This is a genomic window from Arthrobacter sp. MDT2-34-1 (genome assembly GCF_059091365.1).
Genome location: NZ_JBNHGO010000003.1, coordinates 12,229 through 32,876 on the forward strand (window position 1 = coordinate 12,229; position 20,648 = coordinate 32,876).

Here is a 20,648-nt window from a genome sequence, read left to right on the forward strand (position 1 = left end):
CCTAGACTGGTGCAATGCGCCTTATCGCCAGCGACCTCGACGGAACCATCATCGGCCGGGACGGCAAAATCAGCCCCCGCACCGTCCGGGCGTTTCGCAGCGCGGCGGCCGCGGGTGTGGAAATTGTCTTCGTGACCGGCCGGCCGCCGCGCTGGCTGACTCCGCTGGCCGAACAGATCGGACACCGTGGCCGGGTGATCTGCTCCAACGGCGCCGTGGTCTACGATCTGGTGGCCGAGCGGGTGCTCTCGGCGCAGACGCTGCCCCACGCGAACATTCTCGAGGTGCGCCGGATCATCCTCGGCCTGCATCCGGCGGTGACGTTCGCGGCGGAAACGACCGAGGGATTCCTGCTGGAACCGAACTTTCTGCAGCCCGGCTCGGTGGAGCTTCTGGACGGCACCGTGCCCAAACTGTTGCCGGAAAGCCTGCGCCGCTCCGACTCCGTCGTAAAACTGCTGGCCCGGGGGACGGACATCGACCCCGACGCCTTCCTAGCCGAGGTTGGCCCGGCGGTGGGGCATCTGGCCGCCGTGACGCATTCTGCCCCCGGCAACCCGCTGCTGGAGATGGCGCGGCCGGGGCTCAACAAAGCGGTGACCCTGGCCGAGTACGCCGGTTCGTTGGGCATCGGCCCCCAGGACGTGGTGGCCTTCGGCGACATGCCGAACGACATCGAAATGCTGCGGTGGGCCGGGGCCGGCTACGCGATGGCCTCCGGCCACCGCGCCGCGCTGGAAGCAACCCCGTTCCGCGCCCCGGCGTTCGCCGAGGACGGCGTCGCCCAGGTGATCGAGGAACGGCTGGCCGGCCGAAGTCAGGCCTCGCGCGGGGCCTGACCCCTGCGTGGGTCCCGGGGTCAGGAGCCTCGCGCCGCTCCGGCGGGCGCCGCCTCGCGCCGCGTTTCGGGGCGCTCGGCCAAATACCGGCGGGCGAACCAGCTGGGGCCGGTGCTCCGGCTGCGCCGGGGCGGTTCTATATCCGCAACGATCAGCTCTTCATACAGGCCGGCCTCGGCCACCACTCCCGTCTCCGGTGCAGCGATGAAGCTGTGGCTCGGCCCGCTCCAGGCCACCGCCGGTGCAGATGCTCCCCGGCGGGCCAGTGCACGGAACCAGCCGTCCCGGCCGCTGCTGCCGCCGGGCACCACGAGCAGTTGCGCGCCGTCGTCGGATACCGACCGGCGGGACGTGCCGGCCGCCGGCAGGGCGACCGCGCCGGCGTCGTCCTCCGCAGCCAGCCCGATGAGCAGCCCCTCCAGCGGCACGACCGCGGCGGCGTCGGTGCAGGCCTGAAGCCCGCCGTATGCATCGAACAGCCACAGTTCGGGGCCGTTGCCGTGGCTGCTGCAGCCGGCCGCCACGGCGACCCTGTGTTCCGCCGCGAACCCGCCCAGTTCGCGGCGGAAATGCGGGGCGAACCCGGCGGGCAGCACCAGCAGCCGTGCCCCCAGCCCGGCCGCCTGTTCCAGCCACATCCGGCACCGTGGCCGGGACCCGTCGCCGAGCAGCCCGGCAGCCTGCACCACGGCGAGACGCATGGATTCCTCCTCATCGGCAGTCGTGGTGGGGCCGGTAGAGTACCGAAGGTGAGCAGCGCCAGCCCGTACCTCAATCCTACGTTTCCCGGTTCCGGGCAGGGCCGGCCCCTGGCCATGTCGCACCGGGGTTTCTCGTTGGACGGTCGGGAGAATTCGATGGCGGCCTTCCGCGCGGCAGTCGATCTCGGCTACGCCTACCTGGAGACCGATGTCAGGTCCACCCGCGACGGCGTGCTGGTGGCCTTCCACGACCGGACGCTGGAGCGGACTACCGACGGCCGCGGAGAGCTGGCTGAGCACACGGCCGGCCAGCTGGCGCAGGTCCGGATATCCGGCGAGCCGATCCCCACGTTCGAGGAGTTGCTGACCGCGTGGCCGGACGTGCGGCTGAACGTGGACGTGAAGGACATTGCTGCCGCCGACGAATTGGCCCGGCTGATCGAAACCTACGACGCGCACGACCGGGTGCTGGTGGCTTCCTTTTCCGACCGCCGCCGTTTCCGTGTGCTGCGCGGCCTGAGCCGCCCCGTCGCGGGATCCGCCGGCGTATATGCGACCTTGGCAATATACCTGCTGGGTTATATAGGTCTGGCGGGCCTGATGGCCCGGCTGGTCCGCATCCACGCGGTGCAGGTGCCCGTGAAGTACGGTCCGTTTACGGTGGTCACGCCCGGGTTTGTGCGGCGCTGCCGCCGGGCCGGACTGCACGTGCACGTGTGGACCATCAACGACCGCGCAGAGATGGAACGGCTGCTGGCGCTGGGAGTGGATGGAATAGTCTCCGACCGCGCCGATATTCTGGCCGAAGTGATGGCTGAACGCGGCAGTTGGCCGCAGAGGGAGTCCGCATGAAGGTCTTGATTGCACCGGACAAGTTCAAGGGAACCTTATCGGCCGCCGAGGCGGCCGCCGCAATGGCCGAGGGCGTGCTGCGGGTCTACCCGGACGCCCACGTGCAGCTGCTCCCGGTTGCCGACGGCGGAGAGGGCACCTTGGAGGCTGCCCTCTCCGCCGGTGCGGCCGAGCACACGGAGCGCGTGGTGGGGCCGCTGGAGCGTGAGGTCACCGCATCCTGGGCCATGTTGGAACGGCCGGAGGGCAAGACCGCCGTCATCGAAACCGCGCGGGCGTCCGGCTTGCTGCTCACCGAGCCCAGCGTGCAGTCGGCGCTCACGGCCCACTCCTACGGGTCCGGCCAGCTGATTGAGGCGGCGCTGGACGCGGGCGCCACCGAGATTGTGCTCGGGGTGGGCGGCTCGGCCATGACCGACGGCGGGTCCGGGGCCCTCCGCGCGCTCGGCCTGAAGGTCCTTACCGGCGGCGGCGCCGAAGTCCTGCTCGGCGGCGCGGCCCTGGCTACCGCGGACCACCTGGACACCTCCGGCCTGGACCCGCGCCTGGCGGAGACCGTGATCCGGATAGCGGCAGACGTCTCGAATCCGCTGTACGGGCCAGACGGGGCGGCGCACGCTTTCGGTGAACAGAAGGGCGCCGACGCGGTCTCGCGGCGGTTGCTCGACGAGGCGCTGCAGCGCTGGGCCCAGTTGCTGCTGAAGGCAACAGGCCGCGACGTCAACGTGGCGGGCGCCGGCGCGGCCGGCGGCTTCCCCTCCGGCTTCATGGCGCTGGCCGGGGTCCGGGTGGAGCCGGGGTTCGACGTCGTCGCGGACCTGGTGGGCCTCGAGGCCGCCCTGGCGGATGCAGACCTGGTCCTGACCGGCGAGGGGTCGCTGGATCGGCAGTCCGAATTCGGGAAAGCGCCGCTGGGCGTCGCCGGGCGTGCCCAGGCCCGGGGCATCCCCGCCGTCGTCGTCGCCGGACAGATCGACCTGGCGCCGGACCGCCTGGCCCAACACGGGGTGCACGCGGCCGCCAGCGTGGTCGAGGCGGCAGGCAGCCGGGAACAGGCCATGGCCCAGGCCGCACGCTATGTCACGTTGGCCACGCAACAGGCGCTCGAAGGGGCTTGAGCCCGGGAAGCACGCCTATCATGAGGGCATGAGCAGCACCGTCGTCCCGCCGCCCTCGGCCGTCCGCCAGGGTTTTCTCCGCACCTTGGTCCTTTGGCTGGCGATTCCGATGGCGGTGCTGGTGCCGCTCTGGGTGGTGGCCGGACGGGTGCTGTTTGGCATCGGCGGGCAGATGGTGCTCTGGCTGGGCATCAGCCTGGGCCCGGTGCTGCTGGTCTTGCTGTTGCTGACCGGCGTGAAGCTCCTCGAGACCGCCCGCCGCGGCCTGCTGCTTCCGGTGCGGGCCGTCGTGGCGCCGGCGCTGGCCTGGCTGCTGGCGTTCGCCTTCGGCTTCACCGTCCCGGACTTCGGCGGCGGCGCCGGAGAGGGCGCGTCCATCATGTCGCTGCTGGCCGGTCCGTCCGCCTTGGGAATGTCCACCGCGCTGTGCAACCCGTTCGGGATCATCGCCGTCGGGCTGGCCATCGCGGCCACGGTTTTCGCCTACCGGGCCGCGGGCCATGCGCGTCGCGGCGTCACCGCCGACGGCCCCTGACGCAGGCGGGCCTGATGGTGCGCCTTAGGCCTGCTGTGTGTACCGGGCCTCACCGTTGCGCCGGACGTGACTGCGGGCATGCTCGACCGCCGCTTCCAGGTCGCCGAACAGGTGCCTGTCGTGGCGCAATGACTCCAAGACCCCGACCCGGCGGGCCAACTCCACATGGCGTTCCTGGATCCCCTTGATGAGCACGGTGACGCCGCGGCGCTCCAGCGCCGTGACCAGGTCGGCCACGACTTTGGCCCCGGTCGCGTCGAGAATCTGCAGCTGGGACATCCGGATGATCACCACCTGCACATTGCGGATGGAAGAGACTCGCTCCAGCACCCGGTCGGCCACGCCGAAGAACAGGGCGCCGTCGAGTCGGAAGACTGCGATCTGCTCGTCGCCGTCTGCGGCCGGTCCGGGGATCTCCTCCCGGTGGACACCGCTGGAATTCCCCAACGCCCTCAGCGCGAAGAACCCGGCGAAGACGATGCCGATCACCACGGCCTGGATCAGGTCGAAGGACACCGTGACGACCGCGGTGACGATGAAGACCGTGGTGTCCGCCCGGGTGGAGCCGAAGACGCTGCGCAAGGTGTTCAGCGAGACCATGCGGACGGCGGTCACCATCAGCACGCCGGCCAGCGCCGCCAGCGGGATCTGCGAGACGGGCCCGGTCGCCAGGTACACGACGCCCAGCAGCACCAGGGAATGCACGACGACGGAGGCCCGGGTCCGCCCGCCGGCGCGGATGTTTACTGCCGTCCGGGCGATGGCCCCGGTGGCAGGCATCCCACCGAAGAAGCCGGAGGCAACCGAGGCCAGGCCCTGGCCCACCAGCTCCCGGTCCGCGTCGTAAGGGCCCGTGTCGGAGATGGATGCGGCCACCCGGGCCGGGAGCAGGGATTCGATGGCAGCAAGTGCCGCGACGGTGAGGGCAGGCCCGGCCAATGCGCCCATCAGGGCCAGGTCGACGGCGGGCAGGGACGGGGCCGGCAAGGAGCCGGGTAGCTCACCGATCCGTGCAACGTCCAAATTCATCAGTTGGGCCACAAGCGTGGCGACGATGATCCCGATGATGGAGCCGGGCAGCTGTGGATTGATCTTCGGCGCAGCCACCATGATGCCGGCTACGATCAACGCCAGGATGACGGGCCAGAGCAAGCCCGCCATGGATGCGGTGCCCAAGGCCTCGACCGCCGACACGGCCGCGTTGGAGCTGGGCCCCGGTGCGGTCCCGAAGGCGGCCGGCACCTGCTGCAGGAAGATGATGACGGCGATGCCCAGCGTGAAGCCCTCGATGACCGGCCACGGTATGAAGCTGACGGCACGGCCCAGTTTCAGCACACCGGCGGCGGCCACCATGACGCCGGCCATGAGCGTCAGCAGCGCGAGCGACGATAACCCGTGGCTCGCGATGACCGGCGCAAGCACCACCACCATGGCGCCGGTGGGTCCCGACACCTGGATGTTGGAACCACCGAAAACGGCAGCGACGATGCCGGCGACGATCGCGGTGATCAATCCCGACGCGGCGCCGGCACCCGAACTGACACCGAATGCCAAGGCCAGCGGCAGGGCGACGATACCCACGGTCACGCCCGCCACCAGGTCGTTCCGCCAGGTGCGCGGCAGCTGCGCGTAATCGGCCTTGCCGGGCAGCAGCGCGGCGGCAGCCCTCCCCGACTTCATGGCGCCGGTTCCGGCTCGGTGCCCGCGTCCCGGGCTGATGCCGTCGGGCCGTTGTCGGCCGCACCGAAACCGGCCAGTTGCTGCGTTGCCGTGTGCAGGAGCTGCTGCAGGAGGCTGCGCGCAACGGTCAGCAGGTCGGCCACCTGAGGGTACGCGAGACGGTAGAAGACCTGAACGCCCCGGCGTTCGGCCAGAACGAGGTTGTGCCGGCGCAAGACGGACAGGTGCTGGGACAGGTTGGAGGCCTCTTGGCCCGTCTCGTTCATCAGCTCGGTCACGGTTACCTCGGGAGCGTCCGCGAGCAGTTCCAGCACCCGGATCCTGACCGGATGGGACAGTCCCTTGAACAGGTTGGCCTTGACTTCGTACAGCGGGGCGTCGGCAGCGGCGAACGGGTTCACGAGGGCTCCCTAGAGTTCATTACTTTAGGAAACCATCATATAGCGGGAATGAGGGGCTGCGCGAAGAATCCGCGCACGGCCCAAGCCGCGCCTTGCAGCGCCACGCCGCTCGCGCCCGCCGCTCGCGCCCGCCGCTCGCGTTCCCGCGGCCCCGCGCATGGCCCACGCGTCGCCTCACCAGCCAAGCGTCGCTCGGGCAAGGCCGCGCGGGCCCCGCCGCACGAACCCGCGTCTTGCGGTGCCTCGTGCCCGCCCTGCTATCCGCCGGTTGGGGCGGACGGGGGAACGAATCCGTCCTGTCCGGGTTCGTTCTCGTGCTCCGGGTCCTCGCTCTGTCGGTATTCGCCGTCCGGGCTCAGGCCCGGTACCCGCTGCCCCGCATTGAGCAGGCTGGACGTGAAGTGCTCGCCGTCGAACGTGGCGGCAGAGTCGTTCTCCGGCTCCGGGGCGCCGATGTCGTGGCGCAGATGCTCGTCGTCGGGCAGTTTGTCCTCATCGCGTGGCTGGCTCATGGATCGGTCAGCTTTCGTGGCGGAAACCGAGCTTGATCGTCACCTGCCAGTCGGCGACCCTGCCTTCGTTAAGGTGGCCGCGAACGGACTTCACTTCGAACCAGTCGAGGTTGCGCAGTGTCTTGGAGGCCTCGTTGATGGCGTTGGAGACCGCGGCATCGATCCCGTCGGGCGACGTACCCACAATCTCCGTGACGTTGTAGACGTGGTTGGCCATGCTTTCCTCCTCGAGAACGTCCCGGGCCGGACGCCGCGGGAGATGGCTGCAACGCTAGCCTCCGATGTCCCCGCGGTCTAGGGCACGGCGGCCCGGAGCACGCCCTCGCTTCCAGGCGGACGCCATGCCCGGCGGTCAGCCGAGCTTGGACGGCCTGACGCCCTCGTCTTCCACGGAATCCACGGGCTCGGTGTGGCGCCAGCGGGCCACCGCGCTCATGCCGTGGAAAATCAGCAGTGCCGCTGCCGAGCCCAGCGCGATGCCTTCAAACTGCAGCTCGCCTATCGCCCACTTGAAATTGGCGATGCCGATGACCAGGGCCACCCCCGCCACGGAGAGGTTGATGGGGTTGGCGAAGTTCACCCGGTTCTGGACCCAGATCCGCACCCCCAAAATGCCAATCATGCCGTAGAGCACGACGCCGGCGCCGCCCAGGACGCCGACCGGAACGGTGGCGATGGCGGCCCCGAACTTCGGGAGCAAGCTCAACAGGACGGCGACAATGCCGGCCACCCAGTATGCGGCGGTGGAGTAGACCTTGGAGGCCGCCATCACGCCGATGTTCTCGGCGTAGGTGGTGGTGCCGGAGCCGCCGCCGCTGCCGGCCAGCACGGTGGCCAGGCCGTCTGCCATCAACGCGCGGCCGGTGACGGGGTCAAGATCCTGCCCGGTCATCGCGGACACAGACTTCACATGCCCGATGTTCTCTGCCACCAGGACCAACACCACGGGGAGGAACAGCCCGATCAGGGAGATGTGGAATTCCGGCGCGTGAAATTCGGGCAAACCGATCCAGGCCGCGTCGTTGATCTTGGAAAAATCCACCTCGCCCCGCAGGATGGCCACCACGTAGCCGACCAGCACGCCCAACAGGATGGACAACCGGCCCAGCAGCCCGCGGAACAACACCGTGACGAGCAGGATCGCGACGACGGTGACCAGCGCCGTCACGGGCCCCTTCTCGAAGTTCTGCTTGGCGGCCGGCGCCAGGTTGAGCCCGATCAGCGCAACAATGGCGCCGGTGACCACCGGCGGCATCACCACGTTGATCCAGCGCGTGCCGGCCTTGTGCACCACCGCACCGACCAGGAAGAGCAAGGCACCGGCCATGACGAGGCCGCCGAGCGCTCCGCCCATTCCGTGCTGGTTCATGGCGGCGCCGATCGGGGCGAGGAACGCGAAGCTGGAGCCCAGGTAACTGGGGACCCTGCCTGCCGTAATGATCAGGAACAGGATGGTGCCCACGCCGGAAAACAGCAGCGTGGTCGACGGTGGGAATCCGGTCAGCAGCGGGACCAGGAACGTGGCGCCGAACATGGCGACCACGTGCTGTGCCCCGATGCCGATGGTGCGCGGCCAGGTGAGGCGCTCCTGGGGACCCACTACCGTGCCCGGTGAAATGTTCTTGCCGTCGCCATGCACGGCCCAACGGAACGGGGAAGATTTTGCAGGCGTGCTCATGGGGGCCTCTTCGGGGGGAGTCAGCGGGAAAATGTCCGGGGGACATCCTACCGCCGGAACGGCGCGCCGGCTCGCCCGACCGGTTGCGGAGACCGGGCGGGACCGCCCGGCCTCCGCCGTCGGGCGATCATCAAGCGATCACGGCGTCCACGATCGCCTTCGCCTCGGCCTGCACTTGCAGCAGATGGTCCTGGCCGCGGAAGGATTCGGCGTAGATCTTGTAGACGTCTTCCGTGCCCGAGGGCCGGGCCGCGAACCACGCGTTGTCGGTGGTGACCTTGAGCCCGCCGATCGGGGCGCCGTTGCCGGGCGCTTCGGTCAGCTTGGCGGTAATCGCCTCGCCGGCCAGTTCGGTGGCGGCCACGTCGGCGGCGGAGAGTTTCGCCAGCGCGGCTTTCTGCTCCCGGGTGGCCGCCGCGTCAATCCGTGCGTAGGACGGCGCCCCGAACTTCTCGGTCAGCCCCGCATAGAGTTCCGACGGCGAGTTTCCGGTCACCGCCACGATTTCGGAGGCCAGCAGCGCCAGCAGGATGCCGTCCTTGTCCGTGGACCACGGCTTGCCGTCGAACCGCACGAAGGAGGCGCCGGCCGACTCCTCGCCGCCGAAGACGCCTTCGCCGGAGAGCAGCCCGGGCACGAACCACTTGAAGCCCACGGGAACTTCCACCAGCTGCCGGCCCAAGTTGGCCGCTACCCGGTCGATCATCGAGGAGGACACCAGCGTCTTGCCCACGGACGCGCCGGCCGGCCAGTCCGGCCGGTGCCTGTAGAGATAGTCGATGGCCACGGCAAGGTAGTGGTTCGGGTTCATCAGCCCGGCATCAGGGGTCACGATTCCATGCCGGTCCGCGTCGGCGTCGTTGCCGGTGGCGATGTCGAAGGCGGCGCCGCCGCCGCGCACTGCGTTGATCAGCGAGGCCATCGCCGACGGCGACGAGCAGTCCATCCGGATCTTCTCGTCCCAGTCCAGGGTCATGAACGCCCATTGCGGGTCCACCGCCGGATTGACCACGGTCAGGTCCAGCCGGTGCCGCTCGGCGATGGCGGCCCAGTAGTCCACCGAGGCCCCGCCCATCGGGTCGGCACCGATCCGCACGCCGGCGGAACGGATGGCGTCCAGGTCCAGCACCTTCGGCAGGTCGTCCACGTACGCGGCCAGGAAATCGTACGTACCGATGGACCCGGAGAACCGGGCCTGTCCCAGCGTGATCCGCTTGACGCCGCGCAGGCCCGCCTCCAGCAGTTCGTTGGCGCGGGCGGCAATCCACCCGGTGGCATCCGAGTCGGCCGGGCCGCCGTGCGGCGGGTTGTACTTGAAGCCACCGTCGCCGGGCGGGTTGTGCGAGGGGGTGATCACGATGCCGTCGGCCCGGGCATCCGGATGGGCCGCGTTATGGGTGAGGATTGCGTGGCTGACCGCCGGCGTCGGGGTCCACCCGGTCCGTGAATCGACCAGCACTGCGACACCGTTTCCGGCCAGCACCTCGAGTGCGGTGTCCTGGGCCGGATCCGAGAGGGAATGCGTGTCTTTGCCGACGAACAGCGGTCCGGCGATGCCCTGCCCGGCGCGGTACTCCACGATCGCCTGCGTGATGGCGGCGATGTGGTCCTCATTGAAGGATGCCTTCAGGCTGGAGCCGCGGTGCCCGGAGGTGCCGAAAACCACGCGCTGGGACGGGTCGGCCGGATCCGGCTTGACGTTGAAGTACGCGTCGCGGAGCGCGGTCAGGTCAACAAGGTCGCTGGGAAGGGCCACTGTGCCCGCACGGTTTGCCATCCCTCCAGCATGCCAAAAAACTACCGATCCGTGGCGATCGGGTGGCGGATCCGACCCGATGGCTCCCGATCTTCCCGCGCGCCTAGACTGGTAGGTAGCACCGAAGCTGCGCAGCAGCGAATCAATCTCAGGGGGAATCAACAGTATGTCCGGCACGGAGAACAGGCCGCCCTTCAACGACCCGAAGCATCCGGGGTGGTACACCGATCCCAATGCGGGCCAGGCCTTGCCGCAGCCGCCGGCGCTGCCCGAGGCGGGAAACCCGTACTCCTACCAGCCCGGCCCCGGCGCGCAGCCGTATACCGGGCAGCAGCCGTACGGCGGACCGGACTACAACCAGCCGATGTACTACACGCCGCAGGTCGAGCCGAAGGGGCTGAGCATCGCGGCGCTGGTGCTGGGCATCGTCTCCGTGGTCACGTTCGGCTTCATGCTGGTCCCGCAGGTCCTGGCCATCGTGTTCGGCCACATCGCGCTGGGGAAGGAACCGGCCGGCCGCAGCATGGCGCTGGCCGGCCTGATCATGGGCTACGCGGTCACCGGCATCTGGTGCCTGCTGATCTTCATCGGCGTCCTCGCCGGAGCGTAGGTCCGTCCGGCGCCTCGCTACATCGCTGGTCGGCTTCCCAGCTTCCCCCGTCGACTATTCAGCACCCGCCCTGCTGAACGCTCAGAAGGGCCGAAGCTGAAAGGCGGATGAGGAAAAGGCCCCTCACGACGGCGATGCCCGGGCCGGAGTGAATCTCCGCCCGGGCATCGCCGTCGTTGTGAGGGTCCGTCCTAGCGGATGCCGCCCATCAGTTTCTTCAGCGACGGCACGGCCGCGGCCAGGCCGACGCCGAGGATGATCGCCGTCACCCCGATGAAGCCGAAGTACGGGGCTTCATTGGCCGGGTCGTAGTAGCCGGCCAGGATGCCCGCCAGCGTGGTGCCCAGCGAGATGGAGAGCAGGAACAGCGCCACCATCTGGGTCTGGAAGGCCTTCGGCGCCAGCTTGGTGGACACCGAGGAGCCGGTTGGGGAGAGGAACAGTTCCGCCATGGTGAACAGGAACAGGATGCCGACCATGGCCAGCAGCGGGGTGGAGTTGGCGCCGCCGCCGGTGAGCGGGATGAACGCCAGGAACGCCAGGCCCATCACGACCAGGCCCAGGGCGAACTTCAGCGGCGAGCTGGGCTGCTTGGGGCCGAGCTTGGTCCACAGGGCGGCGAAGATGCCGGCGAAGATGATGATGAACACCGGGTTGATGGACTGCACCCAGCTGGCCGGCATTTCCCAGCCGCCCAGCGTGCGGTCCAGCTGCTTGTCCGCGTACAGGGCCACCACGGTGAACTGCTGCTGGAACAGCGCCCAGAACGCGGCGGAGGCGATGAACAGCGGGATGAAGGCGTAGACGCGCTTGCGCTCCACGGCGTCGACCTGCTTGCTGGAGAGGATCACCACGAAGTAGGCCACGGCGGCGATGATCGCCAGCCAGGCCATGATCGGGGCCAGGTTCGAGGCGGTCACCAAGCCGAAGGCCACCAGCAGCACCATGACGACGACGGCGGCCACGGCCGCGGCGGCGACCTTGCCGTAGTTGCCCCGCGGCAGCGGGTTGGCCACATGGTGCGCGGCCTCGGGCAGGTTCTTGCGGGTCAGGGCGTACTGGGTCAGGCCGATGGCCATGCCCAGCGCCGCCAGGCCGAAGCCGTAGTGGAAACCGAGCTGCACCTGGGCCAGGCCGGTGAGCAGCGGGCCGAAGAGGCCGCCGATGTTCACGCCCATGTAGAAGATGGAGAAGCCGGCGTCGCGGCGGTCGTCCTTCAGGCTGTAGAGCGAGCCGACCAGCGAGCTGGCGGTGGCCTTCAGGCCGCCGGAGCCGATGGCCACCAGGATCAGGCCGATGGCCAGCCCCACGCCGCCGGGGATCAGGGCCAGCGCGATGTGGCCCAGCATGACCATGATGCCGGTGTAGAACAGAACCTTCTCGGACCCCAGGAGGCGGTCGGCCACCCACGCGCCAAGGATCGAAGAGAGGTACACGCCGCCGCCGTAGGCGCCCACCAGGCCGGTGGCAATTCCCTCGTCGATCCCCAGGCCGCCCTCGGCGACCGAGTAGTACATGTAGTAGAGCAGGATGCCCTGCATGCCGTAGAAGGAGAAACGCTCCCAGAGTTCTACGGAGAAAAGGTTCGCCAGCATCCGTGGATGCCCGAAGAAGGTTTTGCCGGTTTGGGTGGACTGTTTTGTTGTTTCCGGCTGCGGATTCCCGGACTGCACGGTATTGCTCACGGTGTTCTATTCTGACAGTCCCCTACATGAAATGTCATATTCTGCGCCCGTGACCGGGCGGCGTGTTAATGCAAATCCGCAGGTCAGGCCGGGGTTGCAGGATTCATCGCACGCCCTCCAGTTGCGCGGCGGCGGCCAGCAGCATGGCCTCCGAGCCGGGCTTGCCGATCAGCTGGACGCCCATGGACAGGCCCTCCTCGGTGGTGCTGACGGGAACGGCGACCGCGGGCAGCCCGCACACATTGACCAGCGAGGTGTACGGCGAATACTGGCACTGGCGCATGTAGTCCACGTCTGCACTGTTGGAGGTGTACCAGCCCACCGGCCGGGGGGTCTGGGCCAGCGCGGGCGTCAGAACCAGGTCGTACCGGCCGAACTGTGCCCGGGTGTCGTCCTGGAAACGCGCCAGCGTGGCCAGAGCGTCCGGCAGCGCCTCCGGCCCGCGCTTCAGGGCGCGGCGGCGGAAGGAGCGGGTGAGCGGCATGAGCTGCGGTTCGTGGCCGGCCGGCAGCTCCAGCCGGACCAGGCCGGAGGTCCACACCGTGGCAAACGCCTCCGGGTAGCGGTTGTCGTAGCGGATCTCCGCTTCGTCGAGCGCGTGGCCCATCCCCAGCAGCAGCTCCACCGCGGTATCCAACGCCTCGCGCGCCTCCGGCTCCAGCGACAGCGGGTAGGCGGACTCGAACGGAGAGTCGGTGCTGACGCCGATCCGAAAGCGCCCTTCGGCGCGAAGCGCGGCGGCCAGGAAGCCGGGTTCCCCCGGGAAGGCCGCGCGGGCCAGCTGCTCGTCCGCCATGGCGTCCATCAGCAGCCCGGCATCGGCCGCCGTGCGGGCGAGGGGCCCGGCGACCACCAGCCGGCCCGGGTCGTCTCCGATGCTGCCGGCCGGGAGTCGGCCGCGCCCCGGTTTCAACCCCACCAGCCCGGTGGCGGCCGCCGGAATCCGGACCGAGCCGCCGCCGTCCGAACCCGGGGCGAAGGGCAGCAGGCCGGCGGCCACGGCGGCCGCGCTACCGCCGGAGGAACCGCCAGGGCTCAGCGCCGGGTCCAGCGGGTTGCGGGCCGGCGGCGCCACACGGTTCTCGCTGTAGGAGGTCAGGCCGAATTCGGGGACCTGGGTCTTGCCGAGGCTGATGCTGCCGGCGGATTCGAGGACGTCCACCAAGGGGTGGTTGGCCAAGGCGGGCCGGTGCTCCACGGCCGCGCTGCCGTGGGTGGTCGGGACGCCGGCCACATCCGTGAGGTCCTTGTAGGCCACCGGCAGCCCGTGCAGCCGGCCCAGGGTCCCGCCGCGTGCCTGGTGGTCGTCCGCGGCACGTGCCTGCTTGAGCGCCTGGTCGGCGGTGACGGTGATGAAGGCGCCGAGCCTGGGATTCAGGGCATCGATACGCTGGAGGTAATGCTCCGTCAGTTCGAGGGCGGACAGTTCGCCGCGGGCCACGGCGTCGCGCTGGGCGACGGCCGTCAAGTCATGCAAAGCAGTCATCGCCCGTAAGCGTAGCCCCGCCCGGCGGTGCGGGCTAATCCGCGCGCCGGGTCAGCCGAGGAACCTGGTGTCGATCGGTTCCTCCACCGCGATGGCGTCGGGCCCGTCCCCGGCCTGGGCTGTCACGCGGTAGGCGAGTTTCCCGTCGGTCTCGCTGACCGCCTCGGCCAGATGGGTGCCGCGGTAGACCAGTCCGACGCCGTCATCGGTGCAGTGCGTTTCGCCCAGGATGCCGTCCGCCACGAGCCGGTGCACCAACGGCCGGCGCTGCGGTTCCGAGTCGTAGTGGACGCCGTTGTCGTAGGGCAGCAACGCCAGCCCGTTCGTGACCGGCCGCAGCTCGGGGCCGAAGGAGTCGGTGGTGCCGCCACGGAACCAGCAGATGGAACCGGCGGAGACCCCTGCCAGCACCACGCCGGCCTGCCAGACCCGCCTGAAAATGGCGTCCAGGCCGTGGACCCGCCACACCGCCAGCAGGTTCGCCACCGAACCGCCGCCCACCCACACCACATCCTGGCCCAGCAGGTGTTCCTCGATGTCCGCCACATTGGGCATGGTGAACAAGTTCAGATGGCTCAGGCCGTAACCGGCAACCCTGGCCGCCTCGTCCAGCTCGGCCTGGAGCCAGCGCTGGTCGCCGCCGGCGGTGCCCACGTGAACCAGCCTCGGTGCCCGCCCCGTGGGCCCCGCCAGTTCGACGGCGTGGTGCACCAGGTGGTGGAACGCGATCCGGCTGCGAACGCCGGCCGTGATTCCGCCGGACGTAGCAAGGATGGTCGGCTGGTCTGCGGCCATGGGTGCCCCTGTCTCATTACGGTGCGGCGGACGATCCCACTATAGGCTTGGAAAGGGGGCAAATCACGGGTGCGCCCGGAGCAGGAATTCACCAGCGGCGGCACGGCCCGCCGCGGATCACGGAGGTTGCCATGAGCGATATCGAGAATGTGGATGTCAACAGCATCGGCGGCGACGCCACCATTCTGGACGTGCGCGAAGACTATGAATGGGAAGCCGGACACATTGCGGGCGCCGTGCACATCCCGCTCAACGAGCTGCCGCTGCGCCTGGAGGAACTGGACCCCGACGTGGACCTGCATGTGGTGTGCCGCAGCGGCGGTCGGTCCTTCCGGGCAACCGAATGGCTGAACGGGAACGGGTACTCGGCGGTGAACGTCGACGGCGGGATGGGTGCCTGGCTGGACGCCGGCAAACCGATCGTCTCGGAGAACGGGCAGGAGCCCCGGGTCCAGTAATGGCAGGCGTCTACACCTTCCTGGGGCCGGAGGGAACCTTCACCGAGGCCGCCCTCCTCCAGGTTCCCGGGGCGGCTGCCGCGCGCCGGATTCCGGCCGCGAGTGTCGACGCCGCCGTGGACGCCGTTCGCGCGGGCGAAGCCGGCGCGGCCATGGTCCCGATCGAAAACTCGGTCGAGGGCGGCGTCAGCGCCACGCTGGATGCCATCGCGGGAGGCGAGCCGCTGCGCATCATCGGCGAGGAACTCGTGCCCATCCGCTTTGTGCTGGCGGTCCGGCCCGGAACCGAGCCGGGAGACGTCGCGGTGGTGTCCACCCATCCGCATGCCTGGGCGCAATGCCGTGCCTGGGCCGCCGCGAACATTCCCCAAGCGGAATATCTGCCGGCGTCCTCGACGGCGGCGTCCGCGGTGGGACTGCTGGAGCCCGGGGCCGGCTACGAGGCGGCGATCTGCTCGCCGCTGGTGGCCCGGCAGCGCGGGCTGCGCGTGCTCGCCGAGGATATCGGCGATATTCCGGACGCCGTCACCCGGTTCATTCTGGTGAGCCGCCCCGGTGTCCTGCCCGCTCCGACCGGCGCCGACAAGACCACCCTGGTGGTCCCGCTGCCGCAGGACCGTCCGGGGGCGCTGGGGGCAATCCTGGAACAATTCTCCAGCCGGGGCGTGAACCTGAGCCGGATCGAGTCCCGCCCCACCGGCCAGTTCTTGGGAGATTATTTCTTCAGCCTCGATGCCGAAGGCCACCTCGCCGAGGAGCGGGTGGCCGACGCCGTCCGCGGGCTGCACCGGATCAGCCCCGGCATCCGGTTCTTGGGCTCCTACCCGCGCGCCGACCGCCGCGGACTGACTGTTCCGCGCCGCAACCAGGACGAGGCATTCCGGGAGGCCGACCGCTGGGTGCAGGACCTGCTGTCGGCCCGCTGACCGGCCCTGCCGGACTGTCGACCCGCGGTTATGGTCAGTATGCTGAGGAAAACCGCACCTGCGAACCAAGGATCGGAGCACCATGACGCAGCAGAACGACAGGGACCAGTACCAGGACGGGGAGCCGACGCCGGTGGAGGCGCTCAACCAGACCCCGAGTGAAAACCGCGCGGGCGACCTGGGGGACCAGGGCAACGACCTGCGCTTCGCCGAGGAGCAACAGCTGATCGACCAGCAGGCGGCCGGCGAATTCCCGGTTCCCCGGGACGAAGACCTGCAGCAGCCGGATGCGGATGTCCCGGCGCTCGAAGCAGACGAACAACCCATCGACATTCCGGGCGAGGAACTGCACAACACCGACCGGGCCGATGCCAGCGACGATCCGCTCAACACCGGGGGCGACGACACGTAAACACCTCCGTTCCGGGCGGCCGCCGGCCCAGGTGGCCGCCCGGCCGCTGCAGGCCCAAGCCCGCCCGCCCTGACTGGCCGCCCGGCCGCGGCAGGCCCTAGCCGGCCGCCCGGTGACTGCCGGCGGAGGGGGCCGACTCGGTGCGCACCGCCAGCGACCGCGGCCTGACCTGCACGGTCACCGACGTGACCGGCCCGGAGGGATCGCCGTCGAGCTGGCTTCCCATCGGCTCGTGCGCCGTGATGCGGACCTTCCGCCCGCGGTGGTACTCGATCACCGGAATCGGCGCGCTGTGCCGCACCAGCGTCTTGGCGGCGATCCACAGCCAGCCGATCGCGCTGCGCGGACTGAGCACCACGATGTCCAGTTCGCCGTCGTCGATTTCCGCGGTGGGGATGAAATCGATCCCCGCCGGCAACTTCCCGCAGTTGGCCAGCAGGATGCTGCGGACGCGGCGGGGCCGGGCGGGCCCGTCGTCGATGCTGACCATGACACGCTCCCGCTGGCCGGCAAGATGGCGGACTCCGGCTTCCGAATAGGCCATCCAGCCGAACCGGCGCTTCAGGTCGTCGCGGGTGTCCGCCAAGACATCCGCATCCACGCCGATGCCGGCGATCACCAGGAAGCTGTCCTGCGACCGTTCGCCGGTCGCCTCGTTCTCCAAGATGATGTCGGCGGTGTCGATCTTGCGGATGATCCCGTGCAGCGCCACATGGATGTTGGCCCGCAGGGCCGCCGGATCCAGACCCAAATTGCGGGCCAGCAGGTTGCCGGTGCCCAGCGGCAGCACCCCCATCGGCACTTGGGTGCCCGCCAGCTCAGAGGCCACCACCCGGATCGTGCCGTCCCCGCCGCCGGCGATCACCACGTCCGCACGCTCGGCGATGGCCCGCCTCGCTTGGCCGTGACCCGGGTCCTCGGGCGTGGTTTCCAACACCAGGGGCGGGCTCCAACCGGCCGCCGCGCAGGCTGCCTCCACCTCGCGGCGGGCCTCGGCAGCCGCGTTCTTGACCGGGTTCAGGATGAAGACCACGCGCTGGTCGGGCAGGCCCGGGGACGGCGCAAGCGCCGCCGGCACCGCTGTCCGGCGGCGCCCCAGCATGCCGCGGAGGCCCGGCCATCCCACCGCCAAGGCGGCCACCGCTAGCAGGATGATGAGGGCGGGCATCCATTCGGCAGTCATGTTGGTCATAGACTATCCAGCCCCGCCGCTTTGGCCCATTGAGGCCCGCTACCGGCTGCGGCGGGCGCGGAGCGAGGCCGGAAAGCCTTTTTCGGTACCCTTAGCAGGTGATCGATGTAAACGAACTCCGCGCCAATCCAGAGATTTTCCGTGCCTCCCAGCGCGCCCGCGGCGCCGACGAGTCGGTGGTCGATGCCGTGATCGCCGCCGATACGGCCCGCCGGGAAGCGATCAACCGTTACGAGGGACTGCGCGCCGAACAGAATCTCTTCGGCAAAAAGGTGGCCCAGGCCACGGGCGGGGAGAAGGCAGAGCTCCTGGCCCAGGTCAAGGAGTTGGCAGCATCGGTCAAGGAAGCCCAGGCCGCGTCGGATGCCGCCCGCAACCAGCAGGAATCGCTGCTGCGCAGCATCCCCAACCGGATCGAAGACGGCGTTCCCGCCGGCGGCGAGGACGACTTCACCGTGCTCAAGACGGTCGGCGAGCCCCGGGACTTCGCCCGGGACGGGTTCGAGCCGAAGGACCACCTGGCCATCGGCGAGCTGATCGGCGCCATCGACATGGAACGCGGGGCCAAGGTTTCGGGCTCCCGCTTCTACTTCCTCAAGGGCGTGGGCGCCCGGCTGGAGATTGCCCTGATGAACATGGCGCTGGACCAGGCCGTGTCCAACGGCTTCATCCCCATGATCACCCCCACCCTGGTCCGCCCCGAAACCATGCAGGGGACCGGCTTCGACGTGGAGCACGACGACGAGATCTACCGGCTGGAACGGGACAACCTGTACCTGACGGGCACCTCGGAGGTGGCCCTCGCGGGCTACCACGCGGACGAGATCCTGGACCTGTCCGCCGGGCCGACGCGCTACGCCGGCTGGAGCTCCTGCTACCGCCGTGAGGCCGGGGCCGCCGGCAAGGACACCCGGGGCATCATCCGCGTGCACCAGTTCAACAAACTGGAAATGTTCATCTACTGCCAGGTCGAGGAGGCCGCCGACGAGCACGCCCGCCTGCTCGCCTGGGAAGAAGAAATGCTGGCCAAGGTGGAGCTCCCCTACCGGGTGATCGACACCGCTGCGGGAGACCTGGGCATGAGCGCGGCCCGCAAGTTCGACTGCGAAGCCTGGGTGCCCACCCAGGAGGCCTACCGGGAGCTGACGTCCACCTCCAACTGCACGACCTTCCAGGCCCGCCGGTTGAACATCCGCGAACGCCAGGCTTCGGCGGACGGCGAAAAGAAGGGCACGAGGGCGGTGGCCACCCTGAACGGGACCCTTGCCACCACGCGCTGGATCGTCGCCATCCTCGAGCACCACCAGAACGCCGACGGCTCCGTGAACGTGCCGGCCGCGCTGCGGCCCTACCTGGGCGGCATGGACGTCCTTCCGGTGCTCTCCTAGCGCGCGGTTCCGCCCCGCCGCCGGCACCTCAGGTGCCGTCGCGGCGGGGCCGCGTTCACCGGCACTTCATTCGCCCGTAGAAAATTTCCTACCCGGGTGTCTGCCCCCCATGCTTGACTAGGGACATGACAACTACAGCTGACAAGGCTAACGCTGGCATCGACGACCAGCGGATTGCTACGAAAGATATGACAAACAATAAAAACGCAGCCCGGCGCCACAACTTCGTGGAGAACGGGTCCCGCAAACTGGTCGCGCTGGATGTGGACGGCACCCTGGTCAACCACGACGGCCACATGAGCGATCCCGTGCGCGAAGCAGCGCGCGCCGTCGTCGACGCCGGCCACGAGGTGGTCGTCTCCACCGGACGGTCCCTGAACGCAACGCTGCCGATCATCCAACTGATCGGCGTCACCAAGGGGTACGCCGTCTGCTCCAACGGCGGTGTCACCCTTCGGATCGACACGTCGCTGGAGGACGGCTACGAGGTGATCGACCGGGTGACGTTCAACCCCGGACCGGCCCTGCGGGTGATGCGGTCCAAGCTGCCCACCGCCAAGTTTGCGCTCGAGGACGAAGAGGGCAATTTCCTGGCCACGGAGCGCTTCCAGGACGCCAGCTTCGGCATCGAGGCCAGGGGCGTCGACTTCGAGGCGCTGCTGGAGTCCACGGCCGTGCGCGTGGTGGTCTCCAGCGCCGAAAACACTCCCGAGGAGTTCAAGGAAGCCATCGACACGGCGGGGCTCAAGGGCGTGACGTACTCGGTGGGCTGGACCGCGTGGCTGGACATCGCGGCCAACGGCGTGACCAAAGCCAGCGCGCTGGAATCCCTGCGCCGGAAGCTGGACGTCGAGCCGTCGCATACCGTCGCCATGGGCGATGGCCGCAACGACATCGAAATGCTGGACTGGGCCGCCCGCGGCGTCGCGATGGGACAGGCGCCCGAGGAGGTCCTGGCCGTCGCCCACGAGGTCACGGGAACCGTCGAGGAAGACGGGGCAGCAGTCGTGCTGCGCAGCCTGCTGGACTGAGGCGTGCCCGGCTGATCCACCCGGAGGAGGTGCCCGGGTGAATCCCGGGCACACCTGTTGCCGCCGGCTGCCTCGATAGTGGGGGCTGCGGTTCTCAGGCTCCGCTGATCCCGAAGAGGCCGATGACCAGTGCCATGACCAGGAACGTCACGAGTTCGTGCACGATGTTCAGGACGGTCAGTCCGACCGGCCGGCCCTCGAAGGCATCGTGCGTGGCGAAGCGGGCGGCGGTGAAGCCGGCCCAGAGGATGATGGCGGTCAGCACCGTGTTCCACAGGAAGTTGCCGCCGTAGAAATCCTGCGCGATGGCCGCCGAACCCGCCAGCACCCACGCGCTGATCAGGCTGACGATCACCGTGATGATGATCGGGCGTACGGCGCTTTTGCCGTCGCCGGGGCTGACGTTGGCGACCCTCATCCAGTAGTTGCCGAAGACCTTCGGCGTGTACCAGACAGATCCGACGATCAGGGTCGAAAGGGTGGCCACGATGACCGCCCAAATGTTGATCTCCGGAACCATATTGAACACTCCTTGTGTCGTTGACCCGCGGGCGGAGGCGGGCGCCGTCTCCCTCGGAGTCTAGACGCCGCCC

At 69.2% G+C, this 20,648-nt stretch carries 22 protein-coding genes; 10 read left to right on the forward strand and 12 right to left on the reverse strand.

Annotation, left to right across the window (positions count from 1 at the left end):
- Nucleotides 1–14: 14 nt before the first annotated feature.
- Nucleotides 15–839 carry an HAD family hydrolase gene (locus tag AC5RVV_RS13425; protein ID WP_494001900.1) on the forward strand — a complete coding sequence of 275 codons (825 nt, stop codon included), beginning with the start codon at nucleotides 15–17 and terminating at the stop codon, nucleotides 837–839.
- Between the two features lie 20 nt (nucleotides 840–859).
- Here the strand turns inward: AC5RVV_RS13425 and AC5RVV_RS13430 are convergent, their stop codons facing one another.
- Nucleotides 860–1,540, reverse strand: a complete 681-nt coding sequence (locus AC5RVV_RS13430) for a hypothetical protein (RefSeq protein ID WP_494001901.1) — start codon at nucleotides 1,538–1,540, stop codon at nucleotides 860–862.
- Nucleotides 1,541–1,588: 48 nt separating this feature from the next.
- On the opposite strand from AC5RVV_RS13430, the gene AC5RVV_RS13435 reads away from it, so the two are divergent.
- Genes AC5RVV_RS13435 through AC5RVV_RS13445 form a run of 3 tightly spaced genes read left to right on the forward strand, consistent with a single transcriptional unit; the run spans nucleotide 1,589 to nucleotide 4,045 of the window.
- Entirely contained in the window at nucleotides 1,589–2,392 is an 804-nt protein-coding gene (locus AC5RVV_RS13435; RefSeq protein ID WP_494001902.1) for a glycerophosphodiester phosphodiesterase family protein, read from the forward strand.
- A complete protein-coding gene (locus AC5RVV_RS13440; protein ID WP_494001903.1) occupies nucleotides 2,389–3,510 on the forward strand; it encodes a glycerate kinase in 1,122 nt (373 codons plus the stop codon). The genes AC5RVV_RS13435 and AC5RVV_RS13440 overlap by 4 nt, the downstream gene beginning before the upstream one ends.
- Before the next feature lie 28 nt (nucleotides 3,511–3,538).
- On the forward strand, nucleotides 3,539–4,045 hold the full coding sequence (locus tag AC5RVV_RS13445; protein ID WP_494001904.1) for a hypothetical protein: 507 nt from the start codon (nucleotides 3,539–3,541) through the stop codon (nucleotides 4,043–4,045).
- 24 nt (nucleotides 4,046–4,069) lie between these two features.
- Here the strand turns inward: AC5RVV_RS13445 and AC5RVV_RS13450 are convergent, their stop codons facing one another.
- The 6 genes from AC5RVV_RS13450 to pgm all read right to left on the reverse strand — a co-directional run bounded on the left by AC5RVV_RS13450 (nucleotide 4,070) and on the right by pgm (nucleotide 10,093).
- The gene (locus AC5RVV_RS13450; protein ID WP_494001905.1) at nucleotides 4,070–5,725 is read right to left on the reverse strand and encodes a SulP family inorganic anion transporter; all 1,656 of its coding nucleotides are present in this window, start codon (nucleotides 5,723–5,725) and stop codon (nucleotides 4,070–4,072) included.
- Complete coding sequence (locus AC5RVV_RS13455) at nucleotides 5,722–6,126, reverse strand: ArsR/SmtB family transcription factor (RefSeq protein WP_494001906.1); 405 nt, start codon at nucleotides 6,124–6,126, stop codon at nucleotides 5,722–5,724. The genes AC5RVV_RS13450 and AC5RVV_RS13455 overlap by 4 nt, the downstream gene beginning before the upstream one ends.
- Nucleotides 6,127–6,383: 257 nt before the next feature.
- Complete coding sequence (locus AC5RVV_RS13460; protein ID WP_494001907.1) at nucleotides 6,384–6,638, reverse strand: hypothetical protein; 255 nt, start codon at nucleotides 6,636–6,638, stop codon at nucleotides 6,384–6,386.
- A 7-nt stretch (nucleotides 6,639–6,645) separates the two neighbouring features.
- On the reverse strand, nucleotides 6,646–6,855 hold the full coding sequence (locus AC5RVV_RS13465; protein WP_494001908.1) for a dodecin: 210 nt from the start codon (nucleotides 6,853–6,855) through the stop codon (nucleotides 6,646–6,648).
- Nucleotides 6,856–6,990: 135 nt separating this feature from the next.
- Complete coding sequence (locus tag AC5RVV_RS13470; protein WP_494001909.1) at nucleotides 6,991–8,316, reverse strand: uracil-xanthine permease family protein; 1,326 nt, start codon at nucleotides 8,314–8,316, stop codon at nucleotides 6,991–6,993.
- 130 nt (nucleotides 8,317–8,446) lie between these two features.
- Nucleotides 8,447–10,093, reverse strand: a complete 1,647-nt coding sequence (pgm, locus tag AC5RVV_RS13475; RefSeq protein ID WP_494001910.1) for a phosphoglucomutase (alpha-D-glucose-1,6-bisphosphate-dependent) — start codon at nucleotides 10,091–10,093, stop codon at nucleotides 8,447–8,449.
- Nucleotides 10,094–10,238: 145 nt separating this feature from the next.
- Here pgm and AC5RVV_RS13480 point away from each other — a divergent pair, with 145 nt between their 5' ends.
- Nucleotides 10,239–10,682: a DUF4190 domain-containing protein gene (locus tag AC5RVV_RS13480; RefSeq protein WP_494001911.1), complete on the forward strand. Its 444-nt coding sequence runs from the start codon at nucleotides 10,239–10,241 to the stop codon at nucleotides 10,680–10,682.
- A gap of 191 nt (nucleotides 10,683–10,873) precedes the next feature.
- On the opposite strand, the gene AC5RVV_RS13485 is transcribed toward AC5RVV_RS13480, so the two are convergent.
- The 3 genes from AC5RVV_RS13485 to AC5RVV_RS13495 form a co-directional block, all read right to left on the reverse strand.
- Nucleotides 10,874–12,367: a peptide MFS transporter gene (locus tag AC5RVV_RS13485; RefSeq protein ID WP_494001912.1), complete on the reverse strand. Its 1,494-nt coding sequence runs from the start codon at nucleotides 12,365–12,367 to the stop codon at nucleotides 10,874–10,876.
- A gap of 103 nt (nucleotides 12,368–12,470) precedes the next feature.
- Nucleotides 12,471–13,853, reverse strand: a complete 1,383-nt coding sequence (locus AC5RVV_RS13490) for an amidase (protein WP_494001913.1) — start codon at nucleotides 13,851–13,853, stop codon at nucleotides 12,471–12,473.
- Nucleotides 13,854–13,904: 51 nt separating this feature from the next.
- On the reverse strand, nucleotides 13,905–14,648 hold the full coding sequence (locus tag AC5RVV_RS13495; protein ID WP_494001914.1) for a Type 1 glutamine amidotransferase-like domain-containing protein: 744 nt from the start codon (nucleotides 14,646–14,648) through the stop codon (nucleotides 13,905–13,907).
- 131 nt (nucleotides 14,649–14,779) lie between these two features.
- Here AC5RVV_RS13495 and AC5RVV_RS13500 point away from each other — a divergent pair, with 131 nt between their 5' ends.
- The 3 genes from AC5RVV_RS13500 to AC5RVV_RS13510 all read left to right on the forward strand — a co-directional run bounded on the left by AC5RVV_RS13500 (nucleotide 14,780) and on the right by AC5RVV_RS13510 (nucleotide 16,444).
- The gene (locus tag AC5RVV_RS13500) at nucleotides 14,780–15,106 is read left to right on the forward strand and encodes a rhodanese-like domain-containing protein (RefSeq protein ID WP_494001915.1); all 327 of its coding nucleotides are present in this window, start codon (nucleotides 14,780–14,782) and stop codon (nucleotides 15,104–15,106) included.
- Entirely contained in the window at nucleotides 15,106–16,032 is a 927-nt protein-coding gene (gene pheA, locus AC5RVV_RS13505) for a prephenate dehydratase (protein ID WP_494001916.1), read from the forward strand. The genes AC5RVV_RS13500 and pheA overlap by 1 nt, the downstream gene beginning before the upstream one ends.
- A gap of 82 nt (nucleotides 16,033–16,114) precedes the next feature.
- Complete coding sequence (locus AC5RVV_RS13510) at nucleotides 16,115–16,444, forward strand: hypothetical protein (protein WP_494001917.1); 330 nt, start codon at nucleotides 16,115–16,117, stop codon at nucleotides 16,442–16,444.
- Nucleotides 16,445–16,541: 97 nt separating this feature from the next.
- Here the strand turns inward: AC5RVV_RS13510 and AC5RVV_RS13515 are convergent, their stop codons facing one another.
- Nucleotides 16,542–17,636 carry a diacylglycerol/lipid kinase family protein gene (locus AC5RVV_RS13515; RefSeq protein WP_494001918.1) on the reverse strand — a complete coding sequence of 365 codons (1,095 nt, stop codon included), beginning with the start codon at nucleotides 17,634–17,636 and terminating at the stop codon, nucleotides 16,542–16,544.
- 98 nt (nucleotides 17,637–17,734) lie between these two features.
- Between AC5RVV_RS13515 and serS the strand changes: the two genes are divergently transcribed.
- Both serS and AC5RVV_RS13525 read left to right on the forward strand, forming a co-directional pair.
- Entirely contained in the window at nucleotides 17,735–19,024 is a 1,290-nt protein-coding gene (gene serS, locus AC5RVV_RS13520; RefSeq protein ID WP_494001919.1) for a serine--tRNA ligase, read from the forward strand.
- A gap of 125 nt (nucleotides 19,025–19,149) precedes the next feature.
- Nucleotides 19,150–20,055, forward strand: coding sequence for an HAD family hydrolase (locus AC5RVV_RS13525; RefSeq protein ID WP_494001920.1), 906 nt, complete (start codon nucleotides 19,150–19,152; stop codon nucleotides 20,053–20,055).
- A gap of 94 nt (nucleotides 20,056–20,149) precedes the next feature.
- Here the strand turns inward: AC5RVV_RS13525 and AC5RVV_RS13530 are convergent, their stop codons facing one another.
- Nucleotides 20,150–20,575 carry a DUF1761 domain-containing protein gene (locus AC5RVV_RS13530; RefSeq protein ID WP_494001921.1) on the reverse strand — a complete coding sequence of 142 codons (426 nt, stop codon included), beginning with the start codon at nucleotides 20,573–20,575 and terminating at the stop codon, nucleotides 20,150–20,152.
- Nucleotides 20,576–20,648: the final 73 nt, after the last annotated feature.

Bases quoted from the DNA above. Each gene is read 5' to 3' on its own strand.
- AC5RVV_RS13425 (WP_494001900.1), top strand. From the start codon at position 15: ATGCGCCTTATCGCCAGCGACCTCGACGGAACCATCATCGGCCGGGAC.
- AC5RVV_RS13430 (WP_494001901.1), bottom strand. From the start codon at position 1,540: ATGCGTCTCGCCGTGGTGCAGGCTGCCGGGCTGCTCGGCGACGGGTCC.
- AC5RVV_RS13440 (WP_494001903.1), top strand. From the start codon at position 2,389: ATGAAGGTCTTGATTGCACCGGACAAGTTCAAGGGAACCTTATCGGCC.
- AC5RVV_RS13445 (WP_494001904.1), top strand. From the start codon at position 3,539: ATGAGCAGCACCGTCGTCCCGCCGCCCTCGGCCGTCCGCCAGGGTTTT.
- AC5RVV_RS13450 (WP_494001905.1), bottom strand. From the start codon at position 5,725: ATGAAGTCGGGGAGGGCTGCCGCCGCGCTGCTGCCCGGCAAGGCCGAT.
- AC5RVV_RS13460 (WP_494001907.1), bottom strand. From the start codon at position 6,638: ATGAGCCAGCCACGCGATGAGGACAAACTGCCCGACGACGAGCATCTG.
- AC5RVV_RS13465 (WP_494001908.1), bottom strand. From the start codon at position 6,855: ATGGCCAACCACGTCTACAACGTCACGGAGATTGTGGGTACGTCGCCC.
- AC5RVV_RS13470 (WP_494001909.1), bottom strand. From the start codon at position 8,316: ATGAGCACGCCTGCAAAATCTTCCCCGTTCCGTTGGGCCGTGCATGGC.
- pgm (WP_494001910.1), bottom strand. From the start codon at position 10,093: ATGGCAAACCGTGCGGGCACAGTGGCCCTTCCCAGCGACCTTGTTGAC.
- AC5RVV_RS13480 (WP_494001911.1), top strand. From the start codon at position 10,239: ATGTCCGGCACGGAGAACAGGCCGCCCTTCAACGACCCGAAGCATCCG.
- AC5RVV_RS13490 (WP_494001913.1), bottom strand. From the start codon at position 13,853: ATGACTGCTTTGCATGACTTGACGGCCGTCGCCCAGCGCGACGCCGTG.
- AC5RVV_RS13495 (WP_494001914.1), bottom strand. From the start codon at position 14,648: ATGGCCGCAGACCAGCCGACCATCCTTGCTACGTCCGGCGGAATCACG.
- AC5RVV_RS13500 (WP_494001915.1), top strand. From the start codon at position 14,780: ATGAGCGATATCGAGAATGTGGATGTCAACAGCATCGGCGGCGACGCC.
- pheA (WP_494001916.1), top strand. From the start codon at position 15,106: ATGGCAGGCGTCTACACCTTCCTGGGGCCGGAGGGAACCTTCACCGAG.
- AC5RVV_RS13510 (WP_494001917.1), top strand. From the start codon at position 16,115: ATGACGCAGCAGAACGACAGGGACCAGTACCAGGACGGGGAGCCGACG.
- AC5RVV_RS13515 (WP_494001918.1), bottom strand. From the start codon at position 17,636: ATGACCAACATGACTGCCGAATGGATGCCCGCCCTCATCATCCTGCTA.
- AC5RVV_RS13525 (WP_494001920.1), top strand. From the start codon at position 19,150: ATGACAACTACAGCTGACAAGGCTAACGCTGGCATCGACGACCAGCGG.
- AC5RVV_RS13530 (WP_494001921.1), bottom strand. From the start codon at position 20,575: ATGGTTCCGGAGATCAACATTTGGGCGGTCATCGTGGCCACCCTTTCG.